Source organism: Streptomyces sp. NPDC034037, from assembly GCF_055575715.1.
This window is the reverse complement of the sequence record NZ_JBVISC010000005.1, coordinates 320,798-339,784: the sequence shown is the minus strand read 5'-3', so window position 1 is coordinate 339,784 and position 18,987 is coordinate 320,798. Positions and strand designations below refer to the sequence as shown.

General features: G+C 72.1%; 15 protein-coding genes. 4 read left to right on the top strand and 11 right to left on the bottom strand.

Features of this window, described 5'->3' with window-relative positions:
• Positions 1–78: 78 nt before the first annotated feature.
• Entirely contained in the window at positions 79–2,268 is a 2,190-nt protein-coding gene (locus ACZ516_RS19800) for an ATP-binding SpoIIE family protein phosphatase (protein WP_469011228.1), read from the bottom strand.
• A 199-nt stretch (positions 2,269–2,467) separates the two neighbouring features.
• Between ACZ516_RS19800 and aspS the strand changes: the two genes are divergently transcribed.
• Positions 2,468–4,231: an aspartate--tRNA ligase gene (gene aspS / locus ACZ516_RS19795; RefSeq protein WP_358583062.1), complete on the top strand. Its 1,764-nt coding sequence runs from the start codon at positions 2,468–2,470 to the stop codon at positions 4,229–4,231.
• A gap of 138 nt (positions 4,232–4,369) precedes the next feature.
• Here the strand turns inward: aspS and ACZ516_RS19790 are convergent, their stop codons facing one another.
• The 4 genes from ACZ516_RS19790 to ACZ516_RS19775 all read right to left on the bottom strand — a co-directional run bounded on the left by ACZ516_RS19790 (position 4,370) and on the right by ACZ516_RS19775 (position 6,180).
• Positions 4,370–4,549 carry a hypothetical protein gene (locus tag ACZ516_RS19790; RefSeq protein WP_358583060.1) on the bottom strand — a complete coding sequence of 60 codons (180 nt, stop codon included), beginning with the start codon at positions 4,547–4,549 and terminating at the stop codon, positions 4,370–4,372.
• A gap of 95 nt (positions 4,550–4,644) precedes the next feature.
• Positions 4,645–4,965 carry a hypothetical protein gene (locus tag ACZ516_RS19785; protein WP_469011227.1) on the bottom strand — a complete coding sequence of 107 codons (321 nt, stop codon included), beginning with the start codon at positions 4,963–4,965 and terminating at the stop codon, positions 4,645–4,647.
• 47 nt (positions 4,966–5,012) lie between these two features.
• Positions 5,013–5,231: a hypothetical protein gene (locus ACZ516_RS19780; protein ID WP_469011226.1), complete on the bottom strand. Its 219-nt coding sequence runs from the start codon at positions 5,229–5,231 to the stop codon at positions 5,013–5,015.
• 52 nt (positions 5,232–5,283) lie between these two features.
• Complete coding sequence (locus tag ACZ516_RS19775; RefSeq protein ID WP_469011225.1) at positions 5,284–6,180, bottom strand: NAD(P)-dependent oxidoreductase; 897 nt, start codon at positions 6,178–6,180, stop codon at positions 5,284–5,286.
• A 116-nt stretch (positions 6,181–6,296) separates the two neighbouring features.
• Here ACZ516_RS19775 and ACZ516_RS19770 point away from each other — a divergent pair, with 116 nt between their 5' ends.
• Entirely contained in the window at positions 6,297–6,881 is a 585-nt protein-coding gene (locus ACZ516_RS19770) for a TetR/AcrR family transcriptional regulator (protein ID WP_469011224.1), read from the top strand.
• A gap of 60 nt (positions 6,882–6,941) precedes the next feature.
• Here ACZ516_RS19770 and metG read toward each other — a convergent pair whose 3' ends face one another.
• Positions 6,942–8,576, bottom strand: a complete 1,635-nt coding sequence (gene metG / locus ACZ516_RS19765; protein WP_358583054.1) for a methionine--tRNA ligase — start codon at positions 8,574–8,576, stop codon at positions 6,942–6,944.
• 10 nt (positions 8,577–8,586) lie between these two features.
• Positions 8,587–10,596 (bottom strand): VWA domain-containing protein, encoded by a 2,010-nt coding sequence (locus ACZ516_RS19760; RefSeq protein WP_469011223.1) that lies wholly within the window; start codon positions 10,594–10,596, stop codon positions 8,587–8,589.
• Positions 10,597–11,061: 465 nt separating this feature from the next.
• On the opposite strand from ACZ516_RS19760, the gene ACZ516_RS19755 reads away from it, so the two are divergent.
• Positions 11,062–13,161: a PhoX family protein gene (locus ACZ516_RS19755; protein WP_469011222.1), complete on the top strand. Its 2,100-nt coding sequence runs from the start codon at positions 11,062–11,064 to the stop codon at positions 13,159–13,161.
• A gap of 46 nt (positions 13,162–13,207) precedes the next feature.
• Here the strand turns inward: ACZ516_RS19755 and ACZ516_RS19750 are convergent, their stop codons facing one another.
• A complete protein-coding gene (locus ACZ516_RS19750) occupies positions 13,208–14,182 on the bottom strand; it encodes a LysR family transcriptional regulator (protein ID WP_358583048.1) in 975 nt (324 codons plus the stop codon).
• Positions 14,183–14,400: 218 nt separating this feature from the next.
• Here ACZ516_RS19750 and snpA point away from each other — a divergent pair, with 218 nt between their 5' ends.
• Positions 14,401–15,060 carry a snapalysin gene (gene snpA, locus ACZ516_RS19745; protein ID WP_358699536.1) on the top strand — a complete coding sequence of 220 codons (660 nt, stop codon included), beginning with the start codon at positions 14,401–14,403 and terminating at the stop codon, positions 15,058–15,060.
• A 54-nt stretch (positions 15,061–15,114) separates the two neighbouring features.
• On the opposite strand, the gene ACZ516_RS19740 is transcribed toward snpA, so the two are convergent.
• From ACZ516_RS19740 to ACZ516_RS19730, 3 genes are read right to left on the bottom strand one after another with little or no spacing between them, the layout of a single operon-like run.
• Entirely contained in the window at positions 15,115–15,537 is a 423-nt protein-coding gene (locus tag ACZ516_RS19740) for a VOC family protein (RefSeq protein WP_361079774.1), read from the bottom strand.
• A 50-nt stretch (positions 15,538–15,587) separates the two neighbouring features.
• On the bottom strand, positions 15,588–17,597 hold the full coding sequence (locus ACZ516_RS19735) for an FUSC family protein (protein WP_469011221.1): 2,010 nt from the start codon (positions 17,595–17,597) through the stop codon (positions 15,588–15,590).
• 7 nt (positions 17,598–17,604) lie between these two features.
• Positions 17,605–18,615 (bottom strand): endonuclease/exonuclease/phosphatase family protein, encoded by a 1,011-nt coding sequence (locus ACZ516_RS19730; protein ID WP_469011220.1) that lies wholly within the window; start codon positions 18,613–18,615, stop codon positions 17,605–17,607.
• Positions 18,616–18,987 lie beyond the last annotated feature (372 nt).

Genomic DNA, 18,987 nt, shown 5'->3' with positions numbered 1-18,987 from the left:
GCCCCGAAGGGGCGCGGGGAACCGCGCGCCCAGCCCACGACGACCCGCGCGTAGTGGCCCCCGCCGCTGCCCCGCCACTCATTCCCCCGCCTCACCGCCGGCGGCATTCGCGTCCTCGTACAGCTCGAACCAGATGCTCTTGCCGTCCCCGCGCGGGTCCACGCCCCACGCCCCGGCGAGCAGCTCCATGAGGACCAGGCCGCGCCCCGACGACGCCATCTCGCCCGGCCGGCGCTTGTGCGGCAGGTCGTCGCTGCCGTCCGCGACCTCGGCCCGCAGCCGGCGCGCGCCGGGCTCACCGGTGACCTCGGCGACCAGCAGGGCGTCGCCGTCCGTGTGCACCAGGACGTTCGTCAGCATCTCCGAGACCATCAGGACCGCCGAGTCGACCTGCTCGTCGTCCGCCCAGTCGTGCAGCAGGTCCCGCAGGTGCCTGCGGGCGCCCGCGACGCGCTCCGGTTCGGCCTGCGCCACGGTGAGGACGGTGCGGCGGGCGTCCGTGCGCTGCTCGGGGCGCCCGGTGCGGCTCAGCAGCAGGACGGCCACGTCGTCCTCGCGGCGGTCGGCGAGCGGTCCCGTGGTGTAGTGCGAGGCGGGCCCGTGCACGGCCTGTACGAGCCGGTCGGCGAGGAGTTCCAGGCCGTCCTGCTCGTCCTCGCCCAGATACCCCTCCAGGATCGACCGGATCCGGGACCAGCCGCTGTCCAGGTCGTGGCCGCCGGTCTCGATGAGACCGTCCGTGCAGATCAGCATGGTCTCGCCGGGTTCCAGGACCAGGCGCGTCGTCGGATAGTCCGCGTCCGGGTCGATGCCCAGCGGCAGACCGCCCGCCGTGGGCCTCAGCAGAACCGTTCCGTCACTCATGCGTATCGCGGGTTCGGGATGGCCGGCGCGGGCGATCTCCAGGACGCCGGTCGCCGGGTCGGCCTCCACGTACAGGCAGGTCGCGAAGCGCGGGTCGTACACCGTGGACTCGTCGGCGCCGTGGCCGCTGGAGCCGTACGTGATCGACTCGGTGATCCCCGACAGGAACCGGGTGGCCCGCGACAGCACCGCGTCCGGGCGGTGCCCCTCGGAGGCGTAGGCGCGCAGGGCGATCCGCAGCTGCCCCATCAGGCCCGCCGCGCGCACGTCGTGCCCCTGTACGTCGCCGATGACGAAGGCGATCCGGCCGCTGGGCAGCTGGATCATGTCGTACCAGTCGCCGCCGACCTGGAGCCCGCCGCCGGTCGGCACATAGCGGGCCGCCACGCTCATCCCCGGGATCCGCGGCCCGAGCATCGGCAGCATGGAGCGCTGCAGGCCCTCCGTCAGCTCCCGCTCGGACTCGGCGACCCCGGCCCGCGACAGCGCCTGCGCCAGCATCCGGGCGACCGTCGTCAGGACGGAACGCTCGTCGGGCGTGAAGGACACCGGATACGCGAAGGCCGCCATCCACGCGCCCATCGTGCGGCCCGCCACCGTCAGCGGCAAGAACGCCCACGACTGCCGCTCGAAGCGCCGGGCCAGCGGCCAGGCCGCCGGATAGCGGCGGCGGTAGTCCTCGGGCGAGGAGAGGTAGACGGCACGGCCGGTGCGCACCACCTCGGCGGCCGGGTAGTTGGTGTCCAGCGGCATCGCCGAGAAGGGCCCGTCGTCGCCGGGCTGGTGGCCGTGGTGCCCGATGATCGAGAGCCGGTCGCCCGCCACCCCGAAGACCGCGAGCCCGTCGGGCGAGAACCCCGGCATGGACAGGCCCGCCGCGACCCGCAGCACCTCCTCCGTGGAGCGCGCCTCGGCCAGCGCCCGGCCCGCGTCGAGCAGGAACGCCTCCCGGGAGCGGCGCCAGTCGCCCGTGACGGGTGTGCGGGCGGCGGTGCCGGGCGCGGGCTCGCTGACCTCCTGGAGGGTGCCGATCAGCTCGTACGCCTCGGTCGCGTCGTGCAGGACGGGCTTGGAGCGGCTGCGTACGGTGCGCAGGACGCGCCGTCCCGTGTCGTCCATGATCCGCAACCGGGCCTCGGCGAGGGTGCCCTCGGCGACGGCGAGCTGGACCGTTCCGTAGATCTCGTTCCAGTCGACCGGGTGGAAGCGGGAGCGCACCGCCGCCTCCGTCAGGGTCTGCGGGCGGGCGGGCAGGCCGAGCAGCCGGGCGGCCTCGGCGTCGAGCGTGACGGTCCCGGACGCGTTGTCCCAGCGCCACAGGCCGGTCGCGATGGCGGCAAGGACGTCCCGTATGGGAGGCAGGGAGTCGCTCCCCGCCTGCGAGAGGGGATCGTCGGTGCGCATTGACCCACTTTATGAAGATGGAGGGGAAAGCCGCCACCGAGCCCGGTTCCCGGAACGGGCCCTTTCCCGGCCCGCAAGAGGTCCGGGGGGAGCACGGAGGGGCGGCCACCGGCGGATATCCGGAAACCGATCTTCGCCCGGACGGTAGCCTGGGGAGCGTCTGCTCTCTCCCCTATTCGCGAAGACTGGATGAACGACGATGCATCGGTACAGGTCCCACACCTGCGGCGAGCTCCGCGCCTCTGACGTCGGCACCGACGTCCGGCTCAGCGGCTGGCTGCACAATCGCCGAGACCTGGGCGGCATTCTGTTCATCGATGTCCGCGACCACTACGGCATCACGCAGCTGGTGGCCCGTCCGGGCACCGCGGCGGCCGAGGTCCTGGACAAGCTGTCCAAGGAGACGGTGGTCCGCGTCGACGGCAAGGTCGTCTCGCGCGGCGCCGACAACGTCAACCCCGAGCTGCCCACCGGCGAGATCGAGATCGAGGCCACCGAGGTCGAGGTGCTCGGCGCCGCCGGCCCGCTGCCCTTCACGATCAACGCCGAGGACGGCGTGAACGAGGAGCGGCGCCTGGAGTACCGCTTCCTGGACCTGCGCCGCGAGCGCATGCACCGCAACATCATGCTGCGCAGCGCCGTGATCGCCGCGATCCGCTCGAAGATGGTGGCCCTCGGCTTCAACGAGATGGCGACACCGATCCTCACCGCGACCTCCCCCGAGGGCGCCCGCGACTTCGTCGTCCCCTCCCGCCTGAACCCCGGCAAGTTCTACGCCCTGCCGCAGGCCCCGCAGCAGTTCAAGCAGCTGCTGATGATCTCGGGCTTCGACCGCTACTTCCAGATCGCGCCCTGCTTCCGCGACGAGGACGCGCGCGCGGACCGCTCGCCGGGCGAGTTCTACCAGCTCGACGTCGAGATGAGCTTCGTGGAGCAGGAGGACGTCTTCCAGCCCATCGAGAAGCTGATGACGGAGCTGTTCACGGAGTTCGGCGGCGGCCGCGAGGTCACCTCGCCCTTCCCGCGCATCCCCTTCCGCGAGTCGATGCTGAAGTACGGCAACGACAAGCCGGACCTGCGCGCCAAGCTCGAACTGCACGACATCACGGACATCTTCGCGGGCTCCGACTTCAAGGCCTTCGCGGGCAAGCACGTGCGCGCGCTGCCGGTGCCGGACACCGCCGGGCAGTCCCGCAAGTTCTTCGACGGCCTCGGTGACTACGCCGTCGAGCAGGGCGCCAAGGGCCTCGCCTGGGTGCGCGTCGCCGAGGACGGCTCGCTGAGCGGCCCGATCGCCAAGTTCCTGACCGAGGCGAACGTGGAGGAGCTGACCAAGCGGCTCGGCCTCGCCGCCGGGCACGCCGTCTTCTTCGGCGCGGGCGAGTTCGACGAGGTCTCCAAGATCATGTCGGCGGTGCGCGTCGAGGCCGCCAAGCGGGCCGGACACTTCGAGGAGGGCGTCTTCCGCTTCTGCTGGATCGTCGACTTCCCGATGTACGAGAAGGACGAGGAGACCGGCAAGATCGACTTCTCCCACAACCCGTTCTCCATGCCCCAGGGCGGCATGAAGGACCTGGAGGAGAAGGACCCGCTGGACATCCTCGCCTGGCAGTACGACATCGTCTGCAACGGCATCGAGCTGTCCTCCGGCGCCATCCGCAACCACGAGCCCGAGGTCATGCTGAAGGCCTTCGAGATCGCGGGCTACGACGCGGAAACCGTCGAGCAGGAGTTCGCGGGCATGCTGCGCGCCTTCCGCCTCGGCGCCCCGCCGCACGGCGGCATCGCGCCCGGCGTCGACCGCATCGTCATGCTCCTCGCGGACGAGCCGAACATCCGCGAGACGATCGCCTTCCCGCTCAACGGCAACGCGCAGGACCTGATGATGGGCGCGCCCACCGAGCTGGACGAGTCGCGGCTGCGGGAGCTGAACATCTCGCTGCGCAAGCCGGCGGCGCAGTAGCGGCCCGAAAAGGCCCCCGGAACCATCGGTTCCGGGGGCCTTTTCCTGTGCCTTCTCTTCTACTTCTTCTACTTCTTCTACTTCTTCTGTTTCTTCTGTTTCTTCTTCGTCGTCGGGTCGTGGAGTCCGTGTGTGCTGTCAGGCGGCGTGCGTGGACGAGGAGTTGGCCTCGGCCTCGGCCCATTCGGTGACGAGCTGCTCGTACACCCGTCGCTCGTCGGGCCGCAACCGGCCACCGGCGCCCAGCCACAGCGCACGGATCTCCTCGTTGACCTCGTCGGCGGTACGGCGCCGGTCGGGGGAGTGAGTCGTGGCCATGTCGTGAAGCTTACGTAGTCACGTGTGAAGGCGCCGTCAAATTAAGCCATCACCCCGCATGACTTAGCTCACCGTGAGCTGAGCACAGCGCGCCGTCACCCGTGCGGCGTGTGCTCGGGCCCCGTGTCCTCGGCGAAGAGCTCCTCGACGCTCCCGACGGTGAAGGCCAGGTCCAGCCAGCGGCCGAGGGTGTCGAGGTCGGTGCAGGACGCGACGCGTTCGCGGGCGTCGTCGGGGAGGGGTGCGAGACGCTGTTCGAGAAGGCGGACCACGGCATGGGCGGCCATGGCCACAGCCTCGGCCGCGCCCTCGGCTTTGCCTTCCGCTTTGCCTTCCGCTTTCCCTTCCGCTTTCCCTTCCAGGTAGGCCTGCTCGCGAAGTGTGCCCCGGCCCGGGAAGTAGCTGACGAACGTCATGAGTTCTCTCCATTCCGCTCCGGCCGGGGTGTTCCCCAGGCCGACCTTCAGAAGGTGACGACGGGTACGTTCTCGGGGCCCAGGACGAGCGGATGTGTGCTGAGTGCCGTCCACCCCAGTGCGCCGCACGCGAACGGCCCCACCGCCCAGCTCTCTACGACGGCTTTGGACGGTGGAGGGACGCCGAGCAGGCCGAAGACGGGGCCGAGGATCTCCGGGCGTTCCTGGAAGATCCGGTGGGAGGCCTCGTGGCGGGAGGTGACCATGGGACAGAGCCAAGCGGATTCGGGGTGGGGAAATCCGATGAACGGTTGGTGATCACTCTTTCGGGGACTTCAGGAGTTCCACCGCCGAGCTGAAGCTGTCCGAGCCGTGGCCCGCGGCCACGACGCGGCGGAACAGGTCCTGGACCGCCTCCGGGAAGGCCGTGTCCACGCCCGCGTCGCGGGCCGTGTGGACGACGTGGTCGATGCTGGCCAGGCCCATCGCGGTGCGGTCCACGTCGCCGGCGTGGTTGCCCGCGTCGATGCGGGGGGCGTAGAAGTCGATGAAGTGGCCCATGCCGGCGAAGTTCTCCGCGGCGTAGGGCGCGATGTCCGTGGCCGTGAGGCCGTGGGCGGCGGCCACGGCCACGGCCTGCCAGTAGGCGGTCATCGACGGCCAGAAGATGGCCATGTTCAGCTGGTACATGAGCGCGGCCAGGCCCGGGTCCTCGCCCCGGTGGTCCGTCCTGCCGGTGATCACTTCGAGGGCCTCGCGGTGTGCCTCGTACGCCTGGCGCGGGCCGCTGTAGAACGTCGCCGCGTCCGGGGTGCCGATCAGGGGCGGCGGGCACAGGACGCCGCCGGTCAGGTGTGTCCCGCCCCGCTCCGTCACCCAGCGGGCCCCCGCGCGGGCCTTCTCCGGGGTGTCGGAGCTGAGATTCACCAGGGTGCGGCCCGCGACGGCCGCCTCGGCGGGGGCGAGGAGGGCGTACATCGCGTCGAAGTCGGTGAGGCTGAGGATCACCAACTCGTTCGCCGCCAGGGCGGCTTCCGCCGTCGGGGCCCACCGCGCGCCGCGTGCCACGAGCGCGTCGGCGCGGGACGCGGTGCGGTTCCAGAGGGTGACCTCGTAGCCGCGGTCGAGAAAGGCGGCCGCCATGGCCTGGCCCATGGGGCCGAGCCCGATGACGGTGACGGCGGGGTTGACGGCAGGGGTGACGTGCTGTGACATGCGGGCCTCCGACAGGAACATGGAGTTACTAGAACGAGCGCTCTATCCAGCGCTGGAGCGAAACGTAGCACGGCTCTAGAACGAACGCTCTACTCAGAGCTGGATAAGGTGGCGGGATGAGTCAGAACAGCGCGCCCCCCAGCACGCGTGAGCGCATCGTCGTGGTCGCCGCGCGGCTCATCCAGCGGCAGGGCTATGTCGGCACCGGCATCAAGCAGATCGCCACGGAGGCGGAGGCCACGCTCGGCTCCGTCTACCACTTCTTCCCGGGCGGCAAGGAGGCTGTCGCCGTCGCCGCCATCGAGCACGGCGAGATGGAGTTCGGCCGGCTCCTCGCGGACGCGCTGGAGCGGGAGGACGATCCGGCCCCGGCCGTCGAGGCGTGCGCCGCCGACCTGGCGGTCGCGCTGCGGAAATCGGGCTGGACCGACGGCTGCCCCGTCACGGCCGCCGCCCTGGAGACCCTCGGCACCGACTCGCAGATCCAGCGGGTGTGCGCGCAGGCCCTGCGCAACTGGGAGCGCGTCGTCGCCGGGAAGCTGCTCGCGTCCGGCTTCACCGCCGAGGACGCGGCCGAGGTCGCCACGACCGTCATCAGCACGCTGGAGGGGGCGGAGGTGACCGCCCAGGTCACGCGCAGCGAGGAACCCCTGCGGGCGGCGGGCCGGCAACTGGCCCGGCTGCTGCGGACGTACGCCTGAGGGCGCACGCGAAAGGGCCGGGACCGCACAGCGCGGTCCCGGCCCTCGGGCGTAGGTACGTCAGGCCTTCTTCGGCTCCTCCAGGCGGGGGAACAGCACCGCGCCCTTCGTCACCGTCGAGCCCGCGGGCAGCCGGCCCCACGTGCCCGCGTCCTGGACCCGCTGCTCGGCCAGCGCGCCCAGCGAGGCCTCCGCGCCGAGGGACTCCCACAGCTTCTGGGACGTCTCCGGCATGACGGGGTTCAGCAGGACCGCGACGGCGCGCAGCGCCTCGGCGGCCGTGTAGAGGATGGTCGCCAGGCGGGCGCGGCCCTCCGCCGACTCGTCCTTGGCCACCTTCCACGGCTCCTGCTCCGTGATGTAGCCGTTGACCTGCTTGACGAAGGCGAAGATGGCGAGGATGCCGGCCTGGAAGTCCAGCTCCTCACCGATCGCGCGGTCGGCGTCGGCGACGGCCTTCGCCAGACCGTCCTCGACCGCCTTCTCGGCGTCGCCCGCCGCCGTGGCCTCGGGCAGCTCGCCGCCGAAGTACTTGCCGACCATGGCCGCGAGGCGGGAGGCGAGGTTGCCGTAGTCGTTCGCCAGCTCGCTGGTGTAGCGGGCGGAGAAGTCCTCCCAGGAGAAGGAGCCGTCGCTGCCGAAGGCGATGGCGCGCAGGAAGTACCAGCGGTAGGCGTCCACGCCGAAGTGCGAGGTCAGGTCCTGCGGCTTGATGCCCGTCAGGTTCGACTTCGACATCTTCTCGCCGCCGACCATCAGCCAGCCGTTGGCGGCGATCCTGCCCGGCACCGGCAGGCCCTGCGCCATCAGCATGGCGGGCCAGATCACCGCGTGGAAGCGCAGGATGTCCTTGCCGACCAGGTGGACGTCGGCCGGGAAGGTGGCGTCGAACTTCTCCTGGTTGGCGCCGTAGCCGACGGCCGTGGCGTAGTTCAGGAGCGCGTCGACCCACACGTAGATGACGTGCTTGTCGTCCCACGGGACCTTGACGCCCCAGTCGAACGTCGAGCGCGAGATGGACAGGTCCTGCAGGCCCTGCCGGACGAAGTTCACGACCTCGTTGCGCGCGGACTCCGGCTGGATGAAGCCGGGGTTCGCCTCGTAGAGGGCGAGGAGCTTGTCGCCGTACTCGCTGAGCTTGAAGAAGTAGTTCTCCTCCTTGACCAGTTCCACCGGCTTCTTGTGGATGGGACAGAGCTTCTGCCCCGCGAACTCGCCGCCCGCTTCGCCGTCGATCAGGTCGCCGGGGAGCTTGTACTCCTCGCAGCCCACGCAGTACGGGCCCTCGTAGCCGCCCTTGTAGATCTCGCCCTTGTCGTAGAGATCCTGGACGAACTCCTGGACCCGGTCCGTGTGACGCTTCTCCGTGGTGCGGATGAAGTCGTCGTTGGCGATGTTCAGGTGCTCCCAGAGGGGCTTCCAGGCCTCGGTGACGAGCTTGTCGCACCACTCCTGGGGGGTGACGTCGTTCGCCTCGGCCGTGCGCATGATCTTCTGACCGTGCTCGTCCGTGCCGGTGAGGTACCACACCTTCTCGCCGCGCTGACGGTGCCAGCGCGTGAGCACGTCCCCTGCAACGGTCGTGTAGGCGTGGCCCAGGTGAGGAGCGTCGTTTACGTAGTAGATGGGGGTCGAGACGTAGAACGCCTTCGCGTTCTCGCCCGCTCCCTGCTTCTCGGATCCAGTGGCCGCCATGGTCGAAATCCTAACGGCCCCGCGAAGATCCACTCACCTCGGTTTCACCGGCCGGACCAGGGCGCCAGGACGCCAGCAGGCCCTCGTACAGCTCCTTGTCCGTCAGCTCGCGGGGGGTGGGGCCCGCGTGGAAGAACGCGGCGTTGTCCGCCTTCATCCTGCGGAGGTAGTCGAAGGCCTTCGCGTCGTGCTCGCCGAAGGCGACGAACTGGAAGAAGAGGGGGTGCGCGGCGGCCTCCGCCAGGGCCTGGGTCGCCGGGCCCTTCGCGTCGGGGGCGCCGTCCGTCTGGAAGATCACCAGGGCGGGTTCGCCGGCGCGGTCCGACTTCTCGTGGTGCGACTCGTAGTGCGCGACGACCTCTTCGATCGCGCGGTGGTAACTGGTGCGGCCCATGTGGCCGGCGGCGGCGTGCAGCTCGTCGATGCGGCCCTCGTGCTCGGGGAGCGTGAGGGTGCCGGTGCCGTCGATGTCGGTGGAGAAGAAGACGACGTGGACGGTGGCCTCGGGGTCCGTGTGGGCGGCCAGCGCGAGGACCTGCTCGGCGAGGCTCTGCGCGGAGCCGTCCTTGTAGTACGGGCGCATGGACCCGGAGCGGTCCAGCACGAGGTACACGGCCGCGCGCACCTCGTCCAGCCCCCGCTTCTTCAACACGCCCCCGGCGGCCTTGTACGCGGCCACCAACCCAGGTGCCACCCCCCGAACCCCGGCCACCCCCTTGCCGACAACACCGCCCCCGGCCTTCTCGGCTCCGGCCTTCGCCTCGTCCTGCCCCTTGACCGCAGGCTTCGCCTCGTCGGCCTTGGCGCCGGACGCGGTTGCGGACTTCGTCTCCGCGTCGGCTTCAGGCTTGCCCTGCCCCTTGGCTTCGGTCTCGGTTTCGGCTGCGGGCTTCGCTTCGGACGTCGCTTCCGCCTTGGCCGCAGGCTTCGCTTCGGGCTTCGCCTTGGCGCCGGGCGCGGTTGCGGGCTTCGTCTCCGCGTCGGCTTCAGGCTTGCCCTGCCCCTTGGCTTCGGTCTCGGCTGCGGGCTTGGCCTCGCTCTTGGGCTTGGCCTTGGCCGTGGCTTCGGGTTCGGCCTGCCCCTTGGCTTCGGGCTCCGCTTCGGACGTGGTCTCCGCCTTGGCCGCAGGCTTCGCTTCGGGCTTCGCCTTGTCCTTGGGCTTGGCCTTGGCCTTCGTCTCGGTCCCGGCCTTGGCTTCGGGCTTGCCCTCGGGCTGGGCCTCTGGGTCCGCCTCCGCCTTGCCCTTGGGCTCGGTCTCAGCCGCAGGCTGCGCGTCGGCCTTCGCCTTGGCCGCGCGCTCCGGGCCGTCCTCGGCCGCAGCGTCCTGGGCGGTGGCTGCCTTCGGGGCGGGCTCGGCCTTGGATTCGGGCTTCGCCTCCGCCTTGGGGGCAGTTTCACCCGCAGGCTGCGCGACGGCCGTGGTCTTCGGCTCGGCGTCGGCCTTCGCCTTGGCCGCGCGCTCCGGGCCGTCCTCGGCCTTCGGGTCAGCCGCAGTGTCCTGGGCAGTGGCCGCCTTCGGGGCGGGCTCGGCCTTCGCTTCGGGCTTGCCCTCGGTCGTGGCCTCGGGCTGGACCTCTGGCTGCGCCTCCACCTTGGCCTTGGCCTCGGCCTTGGGCTCAGTCTTGGGCTCGGTCTCAGCCGTCGGCTGCGCGTCGGCCTCCGACTCTGCCTTGGGCTCGGCGTCGGCCTCCGCCTTGACCGCCCGCTCCGGGGCATCCCCGGGGCTCGGTTCGGTCACAGGCTCCTGGGCGGTGGCCGGCTTCGGCGAACCGTCAGCCGCAGGCTTCGTAGCGGCGTCCGACTTCGCCTTGGGGCCAGTTTCAGCCGCAGGCCGCGCGTCGGCCGTGGTCTTCGGCTCGGCCTGCGCCTCGGCCGGGTGCTCCGGGGCGGTCTCCGCCTCGGGCGCGCGCTCCGGGATGGCCTCGGGCTTCGGCTCGGTCGTGGGGGCCTCGGCGGGGGGCGCGGGGTCCGGGGCGCGGCGCTTGACCTTGTCGAAGGCCGCCGCGACCAGGTCACTCACCGTCGAGGCCGACGGTTCCGGACTCGGGGACGGGATCGTCGCCCGGGTGGGCGGCGTCGGCTCCGGTGACGGGCCGGGAAGCGAGACGCCCTGCGAGGAATCCGATCCCTCCGCCCCCGGTTCAAGCGCTGCCGCAGACTCACGCGCCTCAGGAACGTTCCCCTTGCGTGACCGTCCGAACGCGTTCCGCAGGCGATCCAGAATGCCCATGTGCGCAACCCTTCGCGTGAGTTGATTCCCGAAATCCCTGGCCAGGGCGGACACGTAAGGTTAGCCGCCGCCACGGGCGATCTTGGGCAGGGTCACCGCTCGTCACCCGCCCGCGCCACCGCGCGGCGGCTCGCACGTCAACTTCCTCCCGGGCGTCGCGGATTCACCGGCCGTTCACCCGCAGGCCGCCGCCGTGCCGGAACCCCCGCCTAGCCTCACGGCGGAAACAAGCCACGCCACGACGACGGAGGATCCGTGCCCAAGCTGCTGCCGATCATCACCTCGCATCAGGGGAGCGGCGGCCGTTCCGCCCTGACCTGCCGCTTCCGCTGCGGCGACGCCTGCTTCGGCGAGGTGCCCAACACCAGCGCGAACGAGTACGTGGGTGACGTCATCGCCGGTGCGCTCAGCCGCCGTTCGCTGATGCGCGCCGCCGCCGTCGTGACGGTCGCCACCGCCGCGGGCGGCGCGGTCATGGCGGGCCCCGGCGCGGGCGAGGCCGCCGCGGCCGCCCCGGCCGCCCCCGGCACCGGGAAGGGCGCCAAGGACGAGGGAGCGCGCGGACTGAGGTTCGCGCCCGTCGCCCCGAACACCACGGACGCCGTCACCGTCCCCGCCGGCTACGAGCAGAACGTCGTCATCCGCTGGGGCGAGCCCATCCTGCGCGGCGCGCCCGCCTTCGACGCGGACCGGCAGAGCGCCGCGGCGCAGGCCGGCCAGTTCGGGTACAACAACGACTTCCTGTCGCTGCTGCCGCTCCGGTCCGAGCACGGCCGACAGGTCCTGGTCGCCAACCACGAGTACACGGACGAGATCCTGATGTTCAAGGGGTACGACCCCCAGAACCCCACCCGCGAGCAGGTGGAGATCGCGTGGGCGGCGCACGGCCTGTCCGTCGTCGTGGTCGAGGGCGAGCGCAGGAGCGGCAAGCTGCGTGCCGTCGGCCGCCACCACCTCAACCGCCGGCTCACCGCGACCAGCCGCTTCCGGCTCTCCGGTCCCGCCGCCGGCAGCGAGCTGCTCCGTACGAAGGCCGACCCGCGGGGCACGACCGTCCTCGGCACGCTCAACAACTGCTCGGGCGGCACCACGCCGTGGGGCACCACGCTGCACGGCGAGGAGAACTTCAACCAGTACTTCGCCAACGCCGCGAAGGTGACGGACGCGACGGCCGCCGCCCGCCTGAAGCGGTACGGCGTCACGGGCGAGGCCTCGGAGCGCAAGTGGGAGCGGTTCGACGACCGTTTCGACCTGGCCAAGGAGCCCAACGAGGCGAACCGCTTCGGCTGGGTGGTGGAGCTGGACCCGTACGACCCGCACTCGACGCCCCGCAAGCGCACCGCGCTCGGCCGCTTCAAGCACGAGGCCGCGCAGCCGCGCCTGACGCGCGACGGGCGTCCGGTGGTCTACATGGGCGACGACGAGAAGTTCGACTACTTCTACAAGTTCGTCAGCAGCAAGCGCATGGCCAAGGGCGGCTCCCGCGCCGCGCACGAGCACAACCTCACGCTGCTGGACGAGGGCACCCTGTACGTGGCCAAGCTGACCGGTGACTCACCGGCCGAGGAGATCGACGGCAAGGGCACGCTGCCGCGGGACGGCGAGTTCGACGGCGGCGGCCGGTGGATCCCGCTGGCCACCGCCGGACCCGGCGGGAAGGCGGTCAGCCACGTCGAGGGCATGACGGCCGAGGAGGTGTACGTCTTCACGCGCCTCGCGGGCGACAAGGTCGGCGCCACCAAGATGGACCGGCCCGAGGACATCGAGCCGTCGCCGCACACCGGCAAGGTGTACGTGGCGCTGACCAACAACTCCGAGCGGGGCAAGCCGGGCAAGGCGGGCGCCGACGAGGCCAACCCGCGCAACCTGAACAAGCACGGCCAGATCCTGGAGCTGACCGAGCACCGCGACCGCGCCGACGCCACGACCTTCGGCTGGTCGTTGTTCCTGGTCGCCGGTGACCCGAACGACCCGGCGACGTACTTCGCGGGCTTCCCCAAGGAGCGGGTCTCGCCGATCTCCTGCCCGGACAACGTCGCCTTCGACCCGCACGGCAACCTGTGGATCTCCACGGACGGCAACCAACTGGGCTCGCACGACGGCCTGTTCGGGGTCGCCACGCGCGGCGACCGGCGCGGTGAGCTGAAGCAGTTCCTGACCATGCCGACCGGCGCCGAGACCTGTGGGCCGCTCGTGCAGGACCGGCGGGTCCTGGTCTCCGTCCAGCACCCGGGCGAGGTCGACGGGGCGTCCGTCGAGAAGCCGGCGAGCGCCTGGCCCGACGGCCCGGGCAAGATCGTCCGCCCGTCGGTCGTGTCGGTATGGCGCGAGGACGGCCGCGACATCGGCGTGTGACGTCCAAGGGGGGCGGCGGTCCGGGAGACGGGAGAGAGGTGGGGGGTCACCGGCCGGCCGGGACCAGCGTCCCGCCGCCCGCCCCTCGCGGGTCACCGGCGCGCAGCAGCCACTGCGCGTAGGCGGGGGACTGGCGGGCCGCCTCCCAGTAGGCGGCCTCCAGCTCGCCGTAGACCGCGTCCAGCTCCTCCTCGGCGCGGGCCGCCACGAGCAGGCGTACGCCGAGGGGATCGCCGTGGAGGGGCCGTACGGCCATCTCGGCGCGGCCCCGCGAGGTGGGCTGGCAGAGGGCGACGACCTCGCCGGTGGCGACGAGGGACGCGGCGGTGAGGTAGTCGCCGTGCAGGACGGGCGGGTTCAGGCCGGCCGCCGTCAGGACGCGGCGCAGGCCGTCCCACTCGCCGTCGACCGTGGGGTCGACCATCCAGCGGTCGTCGGCGAGGTCGCCGAGCCGTACGACGGGCCGTCCGGCCGCCGGATGGTCCGCGGCGAGGGAGACGAACTGCGGCTCGCGGTCGAGGAGCACCCGTCTTCGCAGGTTCTCGGGCATCCGCAGCGGGCTGCCCTCCACCTCGTGCACGAACGCCACGTCGAGCTGCGCCGCGTCGACCATGCGCAGCAGCGCGTTGGCGGAGACGTCCATCTGGAGCGAGATCTCGGTGCCCGGCAGGCGTATCCGCAGCCGGCGCAGCCAGCCCGGTATGGCCCGGCTCGCGGTGGAGCCGATGCGCAGCCGGGGCCCGTCGGCGGTGCGGGCGGCGGCCGCCCTGGTCTCGCTGACCAGGGACCGCATCTCCGTGACGAGGGGCCGGGCCCGGCTCAGGACGATCCGGCCGAGCGGGGTCGGGCGGCAGCCGGTGCGCTCGCGGGCGAAGAGCTGGCCGCCGAGGGCGTTCTCGATGCGGCGCAGCTGGGTGGTGAGCGAGGGCTGGCTCATGCCGAGCTGGCGCGCCGCCTTGTGCAGGCTGCCGGTGTCGGCGATGGCGCACAGCGCGCGGAGGTGCCTGACCTCGAGCTCCATGGTCGTTGAGCGTAGAGCCGCTACGGCCGGCGCACCAGACACCCAAACCCCATGAGAACCAGCCGTTCTGGGCAGGCCGGGAGTGGGTGATAGCTCCGTGCTATCGCGTGTTGCCATCATTCCCAGGCGCCCCGGGCTCCCCGAGACTCACTGCCACCGAAAAGTTCACCCTTCATCGACCCCCACGGTCGGTCGAACGAGTAGGGAGCCCCCCACCCATGAGCAAGCGTTACCTGTCCGTCGCGGCTGTCCTCGGTCTCACCGTCGCCGGACTCGGCGCCACCTCCGTCACCGCGTCGGCCGCCCCGGTGGCGCCCGCCGGGCACTCCGCCGCTCCGTCGTACGACCGGTACGCGGGGTCGGCGCAGGAGGCCAAGGCCAACAAGGCGTTCTTCGAGGCCGTCGTGAAGGCGGTCGCCGAGAAGCGCGCGGCGAACCCGGGCGCGACGTCCGTGACGGTCGTCTACGACGCCTCCAGGGCCCCCAGCTTCGCCCGTCAGATAGCCAGTTCGACGTCCATCTGGAACTCGTCGGTGTCCAACGTCAAGCTCCAGCAGGGCAGCTCGGGCGCGAGCTTCAGCTACCGCGAGGGCAATGACTCGCGCGGCTCGTACGCGAGCACCGACGGGCACGGCCGGGGGTACATCTTCCTGGACTACGCGCAGAACCAGCAGTACAACTCGACGCGCGTGACCGCCCATGAGACGGGGCACGTGCTGGGCCTGCCGGACACGTACTCGGGTCCGTGCAGCCAGCTGATGTCCGGCGGCGGCCCCGGCCCGTCCTGCACGAACGCGCGGCCGGACGCCACGGAGCGCGCGAAGGTCGAGCGGCTGTGGGCCAACGGCCTGGCGAAGGCGCTGCAGAAGGTCCGCTAGCGCGGGGCCACGGAGCGGGCTGAGCGGCGGCTCGGCCCGCGGTCCGCGGCGGCCCTACGGGGCCTGCTGGCCGCTCGTGGGCCAGACGAGGCCCTGATCGGTCCAGATGACCCCCTTGTTGCGGCAGAGGCAGAAGGGGTGGCCGACGGGGTCGGCGTAGACGCGGAAGCCGTAGCCGTCGGGGCCGACGCAGTCCCGCATCAGGGTCGCGCCGAGGGCCAGGACGCGGCGCTGCTCGGCCTCGATGTCGTCCACCTCGAAGTCGAGGTGGAACTGCTTGGGGTGGTCGCTGTCGGGCCACTGCGGGGCGCGGTAGTCGGCCACCGGCCAGAAGGCCAGCTCGATCTCGCCGAACGTGATGCCGGCCCAGTTCTCGTCGCTGCCCTCCTTGACCGGGCGCCCCACCATCTCGGAGTAGAAGGCCGCCAGCTCCATCGTGTCCGGGCAGTCGATGATGAAGTCCGTCAGTCGTAGCATCCCGTGATCCTGCCACAGCCCGAAAGAGCCCCCGCGCCCCAACAGGGCCGCTACGCCTTGGGGGTGGCGATGGCCCTGGCCGCCGCCACCTCCTGGCGCAGGGGCTCCAGGACGCTGTCCTTGGGCCCCACGGTGAAGTCGGGGCGCACTTCCTCCAGTACGTCCGAGGCGCGCAGGCCCGCCGCCAACTCCCGTAGCTCACGGGCGATCTCGGTGATCTCGTCGGCGGCCGCCGGCGGGGCGCCGTGCCGGATGCGCACGCGGGCCGCGGTCGTGGCGTCCAGGATCCGTTCGACGGCGACGACCAGCGGCCACCAGGCGGCGGCCCGGGTGCCGGTCGGCGGGGGCTCGGTCAGCGCCCGCTGGAACTCGGAGCGGATGACCGACAGGTCGCGGTACAGGCGCCGGCGCTGGCGGGCCCGTTCGGCGGCGCCCGCGGTGTCGCCGAAGGCGCACTCCACGTATCCGGCGCTGTCCGCGACGGCGTCGGCGAGCCGGTCCCCGATGCGCGTGCCCCAGCTCTCCGGCCAGAGCAGATAGCCGGCGACGAGGGCGATGGCGCACCCGAGCAGGCTGTCGACCAGGCGGGGCACGACCAGCCCGAGGCCCTGGTGGTTGAGGATGTCGGAGAGCAGCAGGATGACCGGGGTGATGGCCGCCGTCTGGTAGCCGTAGCCCCGGGTGGTCAGGGCCGGGATGAGCGGGGCGAGGAGCATCATCACGGGCACGTCCCACCAGCCGTGCGGCACCTGCGTGAGGACGGCCGCGGCGACGACCAGCCCCGCGGCCGTGCCGAGGGCGCGCAGGACGGCGCGCGAGAAGACCGAGCCGAAGTCGGGCTTGAGGACGAAGGTGACGGTGAGGGCCACCCAGTACGACCGGGGGACGTCGATCAGGGAGACCAGGGCCTGCGCGATGCCGATGCACAGGGCCAGGCGCAGGCCGTAGCGCCAGGAGGCGCCGGACAGGACGACGTTGCGGGAGGCGCGCCGGGCGCGTACGCGCAGGGCGGCGGGCTTGCCGAGCCGGTCGTCGCTGTCGATGACGGCGAGCGGGTCGGGGTCGCTCAGGGTCTCCGCCGCGTGCCGCACGGCGTGGTCGAGGGCGCGGGCGGCGTGGTCGCCGGGCTCGGGCAGCCGGATCGCCTCCGGGGCCGGGGCGGGCGGTTCGGCGTGGCCGCCGTGCTCCACCGCCTCCGCCAGGGCGCGCACCGCGCCGGGGACGGCGCAGGGGAGGCGTCCGCAGGTGTGGCGGGCGCCGAGGTGGGTGGCGGGGGCGGCCTCGATGATCGGGGTGAGGGCGTTCAGCTGGGCGACGAGCCGGACGAGGTCGGGGTTGCGGCCGTGGTCGCGGGCGCGCCGGGCGAGGACGAGGTCGTAGCTCTGGTTGAGCGAGGCCGTGACGGTGGCGCGGGCGTCGTCGTAGGCGTCGGTGCCCGCCGCGTCGAGGAGGGCGGCCACCGCGCGGTAGGAGGCGGCGACGGCGGCGCGTTCGGGGATGCCGGAGCGCAGCGGCCAGGCGAGCAGGCCGAGCGCGAGGACCAGCAGGCCGCCGCCTGTCATCAGGGCCGGGGCCAGCCACCACGGGCCGGGCATGGGCAGCCCGGCGCCGACGACGCAGTTCAGCAGCAGGAGCAGCCCGCCGACGGAGGCGACGGCCCCGATCGTCGACATCATCCCGGAGACGAGCGCCACGAACGTGACCGCGCCGACCGCCACCCAGCCGTGGCCGAAGACGAGGGAGCCGAGGGTGACGCCGAGGGCGCCGAAGAGCTGCGGCACGGCGATGTTGAGGACGCGCATGCGGTAGGCGTCGGCGGTGTCGCCGATGACGCCGGAGAGCGCGCCCATCGACGCGAGCGCGCCGTACGCCGGCCGCCCGGCGAGGATGCCGACGGCGAGGGGCAGTGCCATGGCGACACAGGCGCGGGCGACGGCCGCCCAGGGGATGGGCGCGGACTGCGGTCTGAGGGAGCGGACCAGCCAGTCGGGCGGGGTCAGCGGGCGCGGGGGCCGGGGGCCGCGTGGAACCGGAGGTGCGCTGGGGGTCTCACGAGGCATGAGCCCATTATCGGTGGAGCGTGAGAGTGACGACGAGCGCGCGGTGGTCGGTGGCGCCGAGTTCCAGGAAGCGGGTGTCGCGGGCGGCGAAGTCCGGGGTGACCAGGACGTGGTCGATCTGCGCGCCGAGCGGTGCGGGCAGGGTGGTGGGCCAGCTGGGGGTGCGTGAGGCGCCGTCGAGCCGGGCGGCGTCGCGCAGGCCGCCGCCGTGCAGGAGCGAGCGGAAGGCGGCGTGGTCCTGGGTGGCGTTGAAGTCGCCGGCGACGATGGTGGAGCGGCCCTTGCCGGCGGCGGCGTACTTCTCGATGGCCCTCAGCTCCTTGCGCCACAGGTCCACGTGGCGGGGCATCGGGGGCATGGGGTGCGCGAGCTGTACGCGTACGGGGTGGCCCTGTACGTCGGCCACGGCGCCGGGCATGCCGAGGGTGGCGTCGATGCCGGGCGCGGGCTTCAGGGGGACCTTGGCGAGGAGGACGGAACCCTCCGGGCCGTACGCGTCGACCGACTCGCGGTAGGGGTAGTCGGCGCGGGGCAGCTTCTCGCGGAGGGTGGCGGAGCAGGCGTGGTCGCACTCCTCGACGAAGAGCAGGTCGGGCTGCTCAGCGCGGACGGCGCGTAGGAGCCCCGCCGTCTCGCGGCCGTACTCGATGTTGGCGGCCATGACGCGCAGCTCGGCGACGGCCTTCCCCTCCGGGGGGTCGGAGGTGCCGTAGGGCTCCATGTACCAGGCGAGCAGGGCCAGTACGGCGACGCCCCACACCATGCCGGTGCGCCAGCGGGCGAGGGCGGCGAGGAGGAGGCCGGCGGCGGCGGGGGCGAGCAGCCAGGGCAGGAAGGCGAGGATCTGGGGTACGGGGGTGAGGCCGTCGGAGTCGGCGACGCGGAAGCCGAGGATGGCGGTGACGCCGAGCAGCAGCGCGCCGCCGAGCCATGCGGCGCCTCTTCCTCGCCGGGGGGCGTCTGCTTCCCCCGCGTCCGGATCGACGTCACGACTGACGACCACGCTGCGCAAGCTCACCCTCTCCTCACCCCGGCGGTTCACCCTGGGCATCTTCCCTCATGAGCGCTGGAGCCGATCACGCGCGTGCGGCTGCGTGGGTGACCGCCCGCGCAGTTCCCCGCGCCCCTGAAGCTCCGTCTGCCGCGCGCGGGTTCATGGGTGGCCGTTCGCGCAGTTCCCCGCGCCCCTTAAAGGGTCGTCTGTCGTGTGCGGCTCGTCGGTGGCTGTTCGCGCAGTTCCCCGCGCCCCTTAAAGGGTCGTCTGTCGCGTGCGGCTCGTTCCTGGTTGCTCGCGCAGTTCCCCGCGCCCCCTGCGGGGGCTACGCCCCACCAGAAACACGGGAAACGACACCCCCACCGAAGTCGCAGGCAGGGGGCGGCTCGAGCCCCC

Coding starts and splice junctions, on each gene's coding strand:
- ACZ516_RS19800 (WP_469011228.1), bottom strand. CDS start 2,268: ATGCGCACCGACGATCCCCTCTCGCAGGCGGGGAGCGACTCCCTGCCT.
- aspS (WP_358583062.1), top strand. CDS start 2,468: ATGCATCGGTACAGGTCCCACACCTGCGGCGAGCTCCGCGCCTCTGAC.
- ACZ516_RS19790 (WP_358583060.1), bottom strand. CDS start 4,549: ATGGCCACGACTCACTCCCCCGACCGGCGCCGTACCGCCGACGAGGTC.
- ACZ516_RS19785 (WP_469011227.1), bottom strand. CDS start 4,965: ATGACGTTCGTCAGCTACTTCCCGGGCCGGGGCACACTTCGCGAGCAG.
- ACZ516_RS19780 (WP_469011226.1), bottom strand. CDS start 5,231: ATGGTCACCTCCCGCCACGAGGCCTCCCACCGGATCTTCCAGGAACGC.
- ACZ516_RS19775 (WP_469011225.1), bottom strand. CDS start 6,180: ATGTCACAGCACGTCACCCCTGCCGTCAACCCCGCCGTCACCGTCATC.
- ACZ516_RS19770 (WP_469011224.1), top strand. CDS start 6,297: ATGAGTCAGAACAGCGCGCCCCCCAGCACGCGTGAGCGCATCGTCGTG.
- metG (WP_358583054.1), bottom strand. CDS start 8,576: ATGGCGGCCACTGGATCCGAGAAGCAGGGAGCGGGCGAGAACGCGAAG.
- ACZ516_RS19750 (WP_358583048.1), bottom strand. CDS start 14,182: ATGGAGCTCGAGGTCAGGCACCTCCGCGCGCTGTGCGCCATCGCCGAC.
- snpA (WP_358699536.1), top strand. CDS start 14,401: ATGAGCAAGCGTTACCTGTCCGTCGCGGCTGTCCTCGGTCTCACCGTC.
- ACZ516_RS19740 (WP_361079774.1), bottom strand. CDS start 15,537: ATGCTACGACTGACGGACTTCATCATCGACTGCCCGGACACGATGGAG.
- ACZ516_RS19735 (WP_469011221.1), bottom strand. CDS start 17,597: ATGCCTCGTGAGACCCCCAGCGCACCTCCGGTTCCACGCGGCCCCCGG.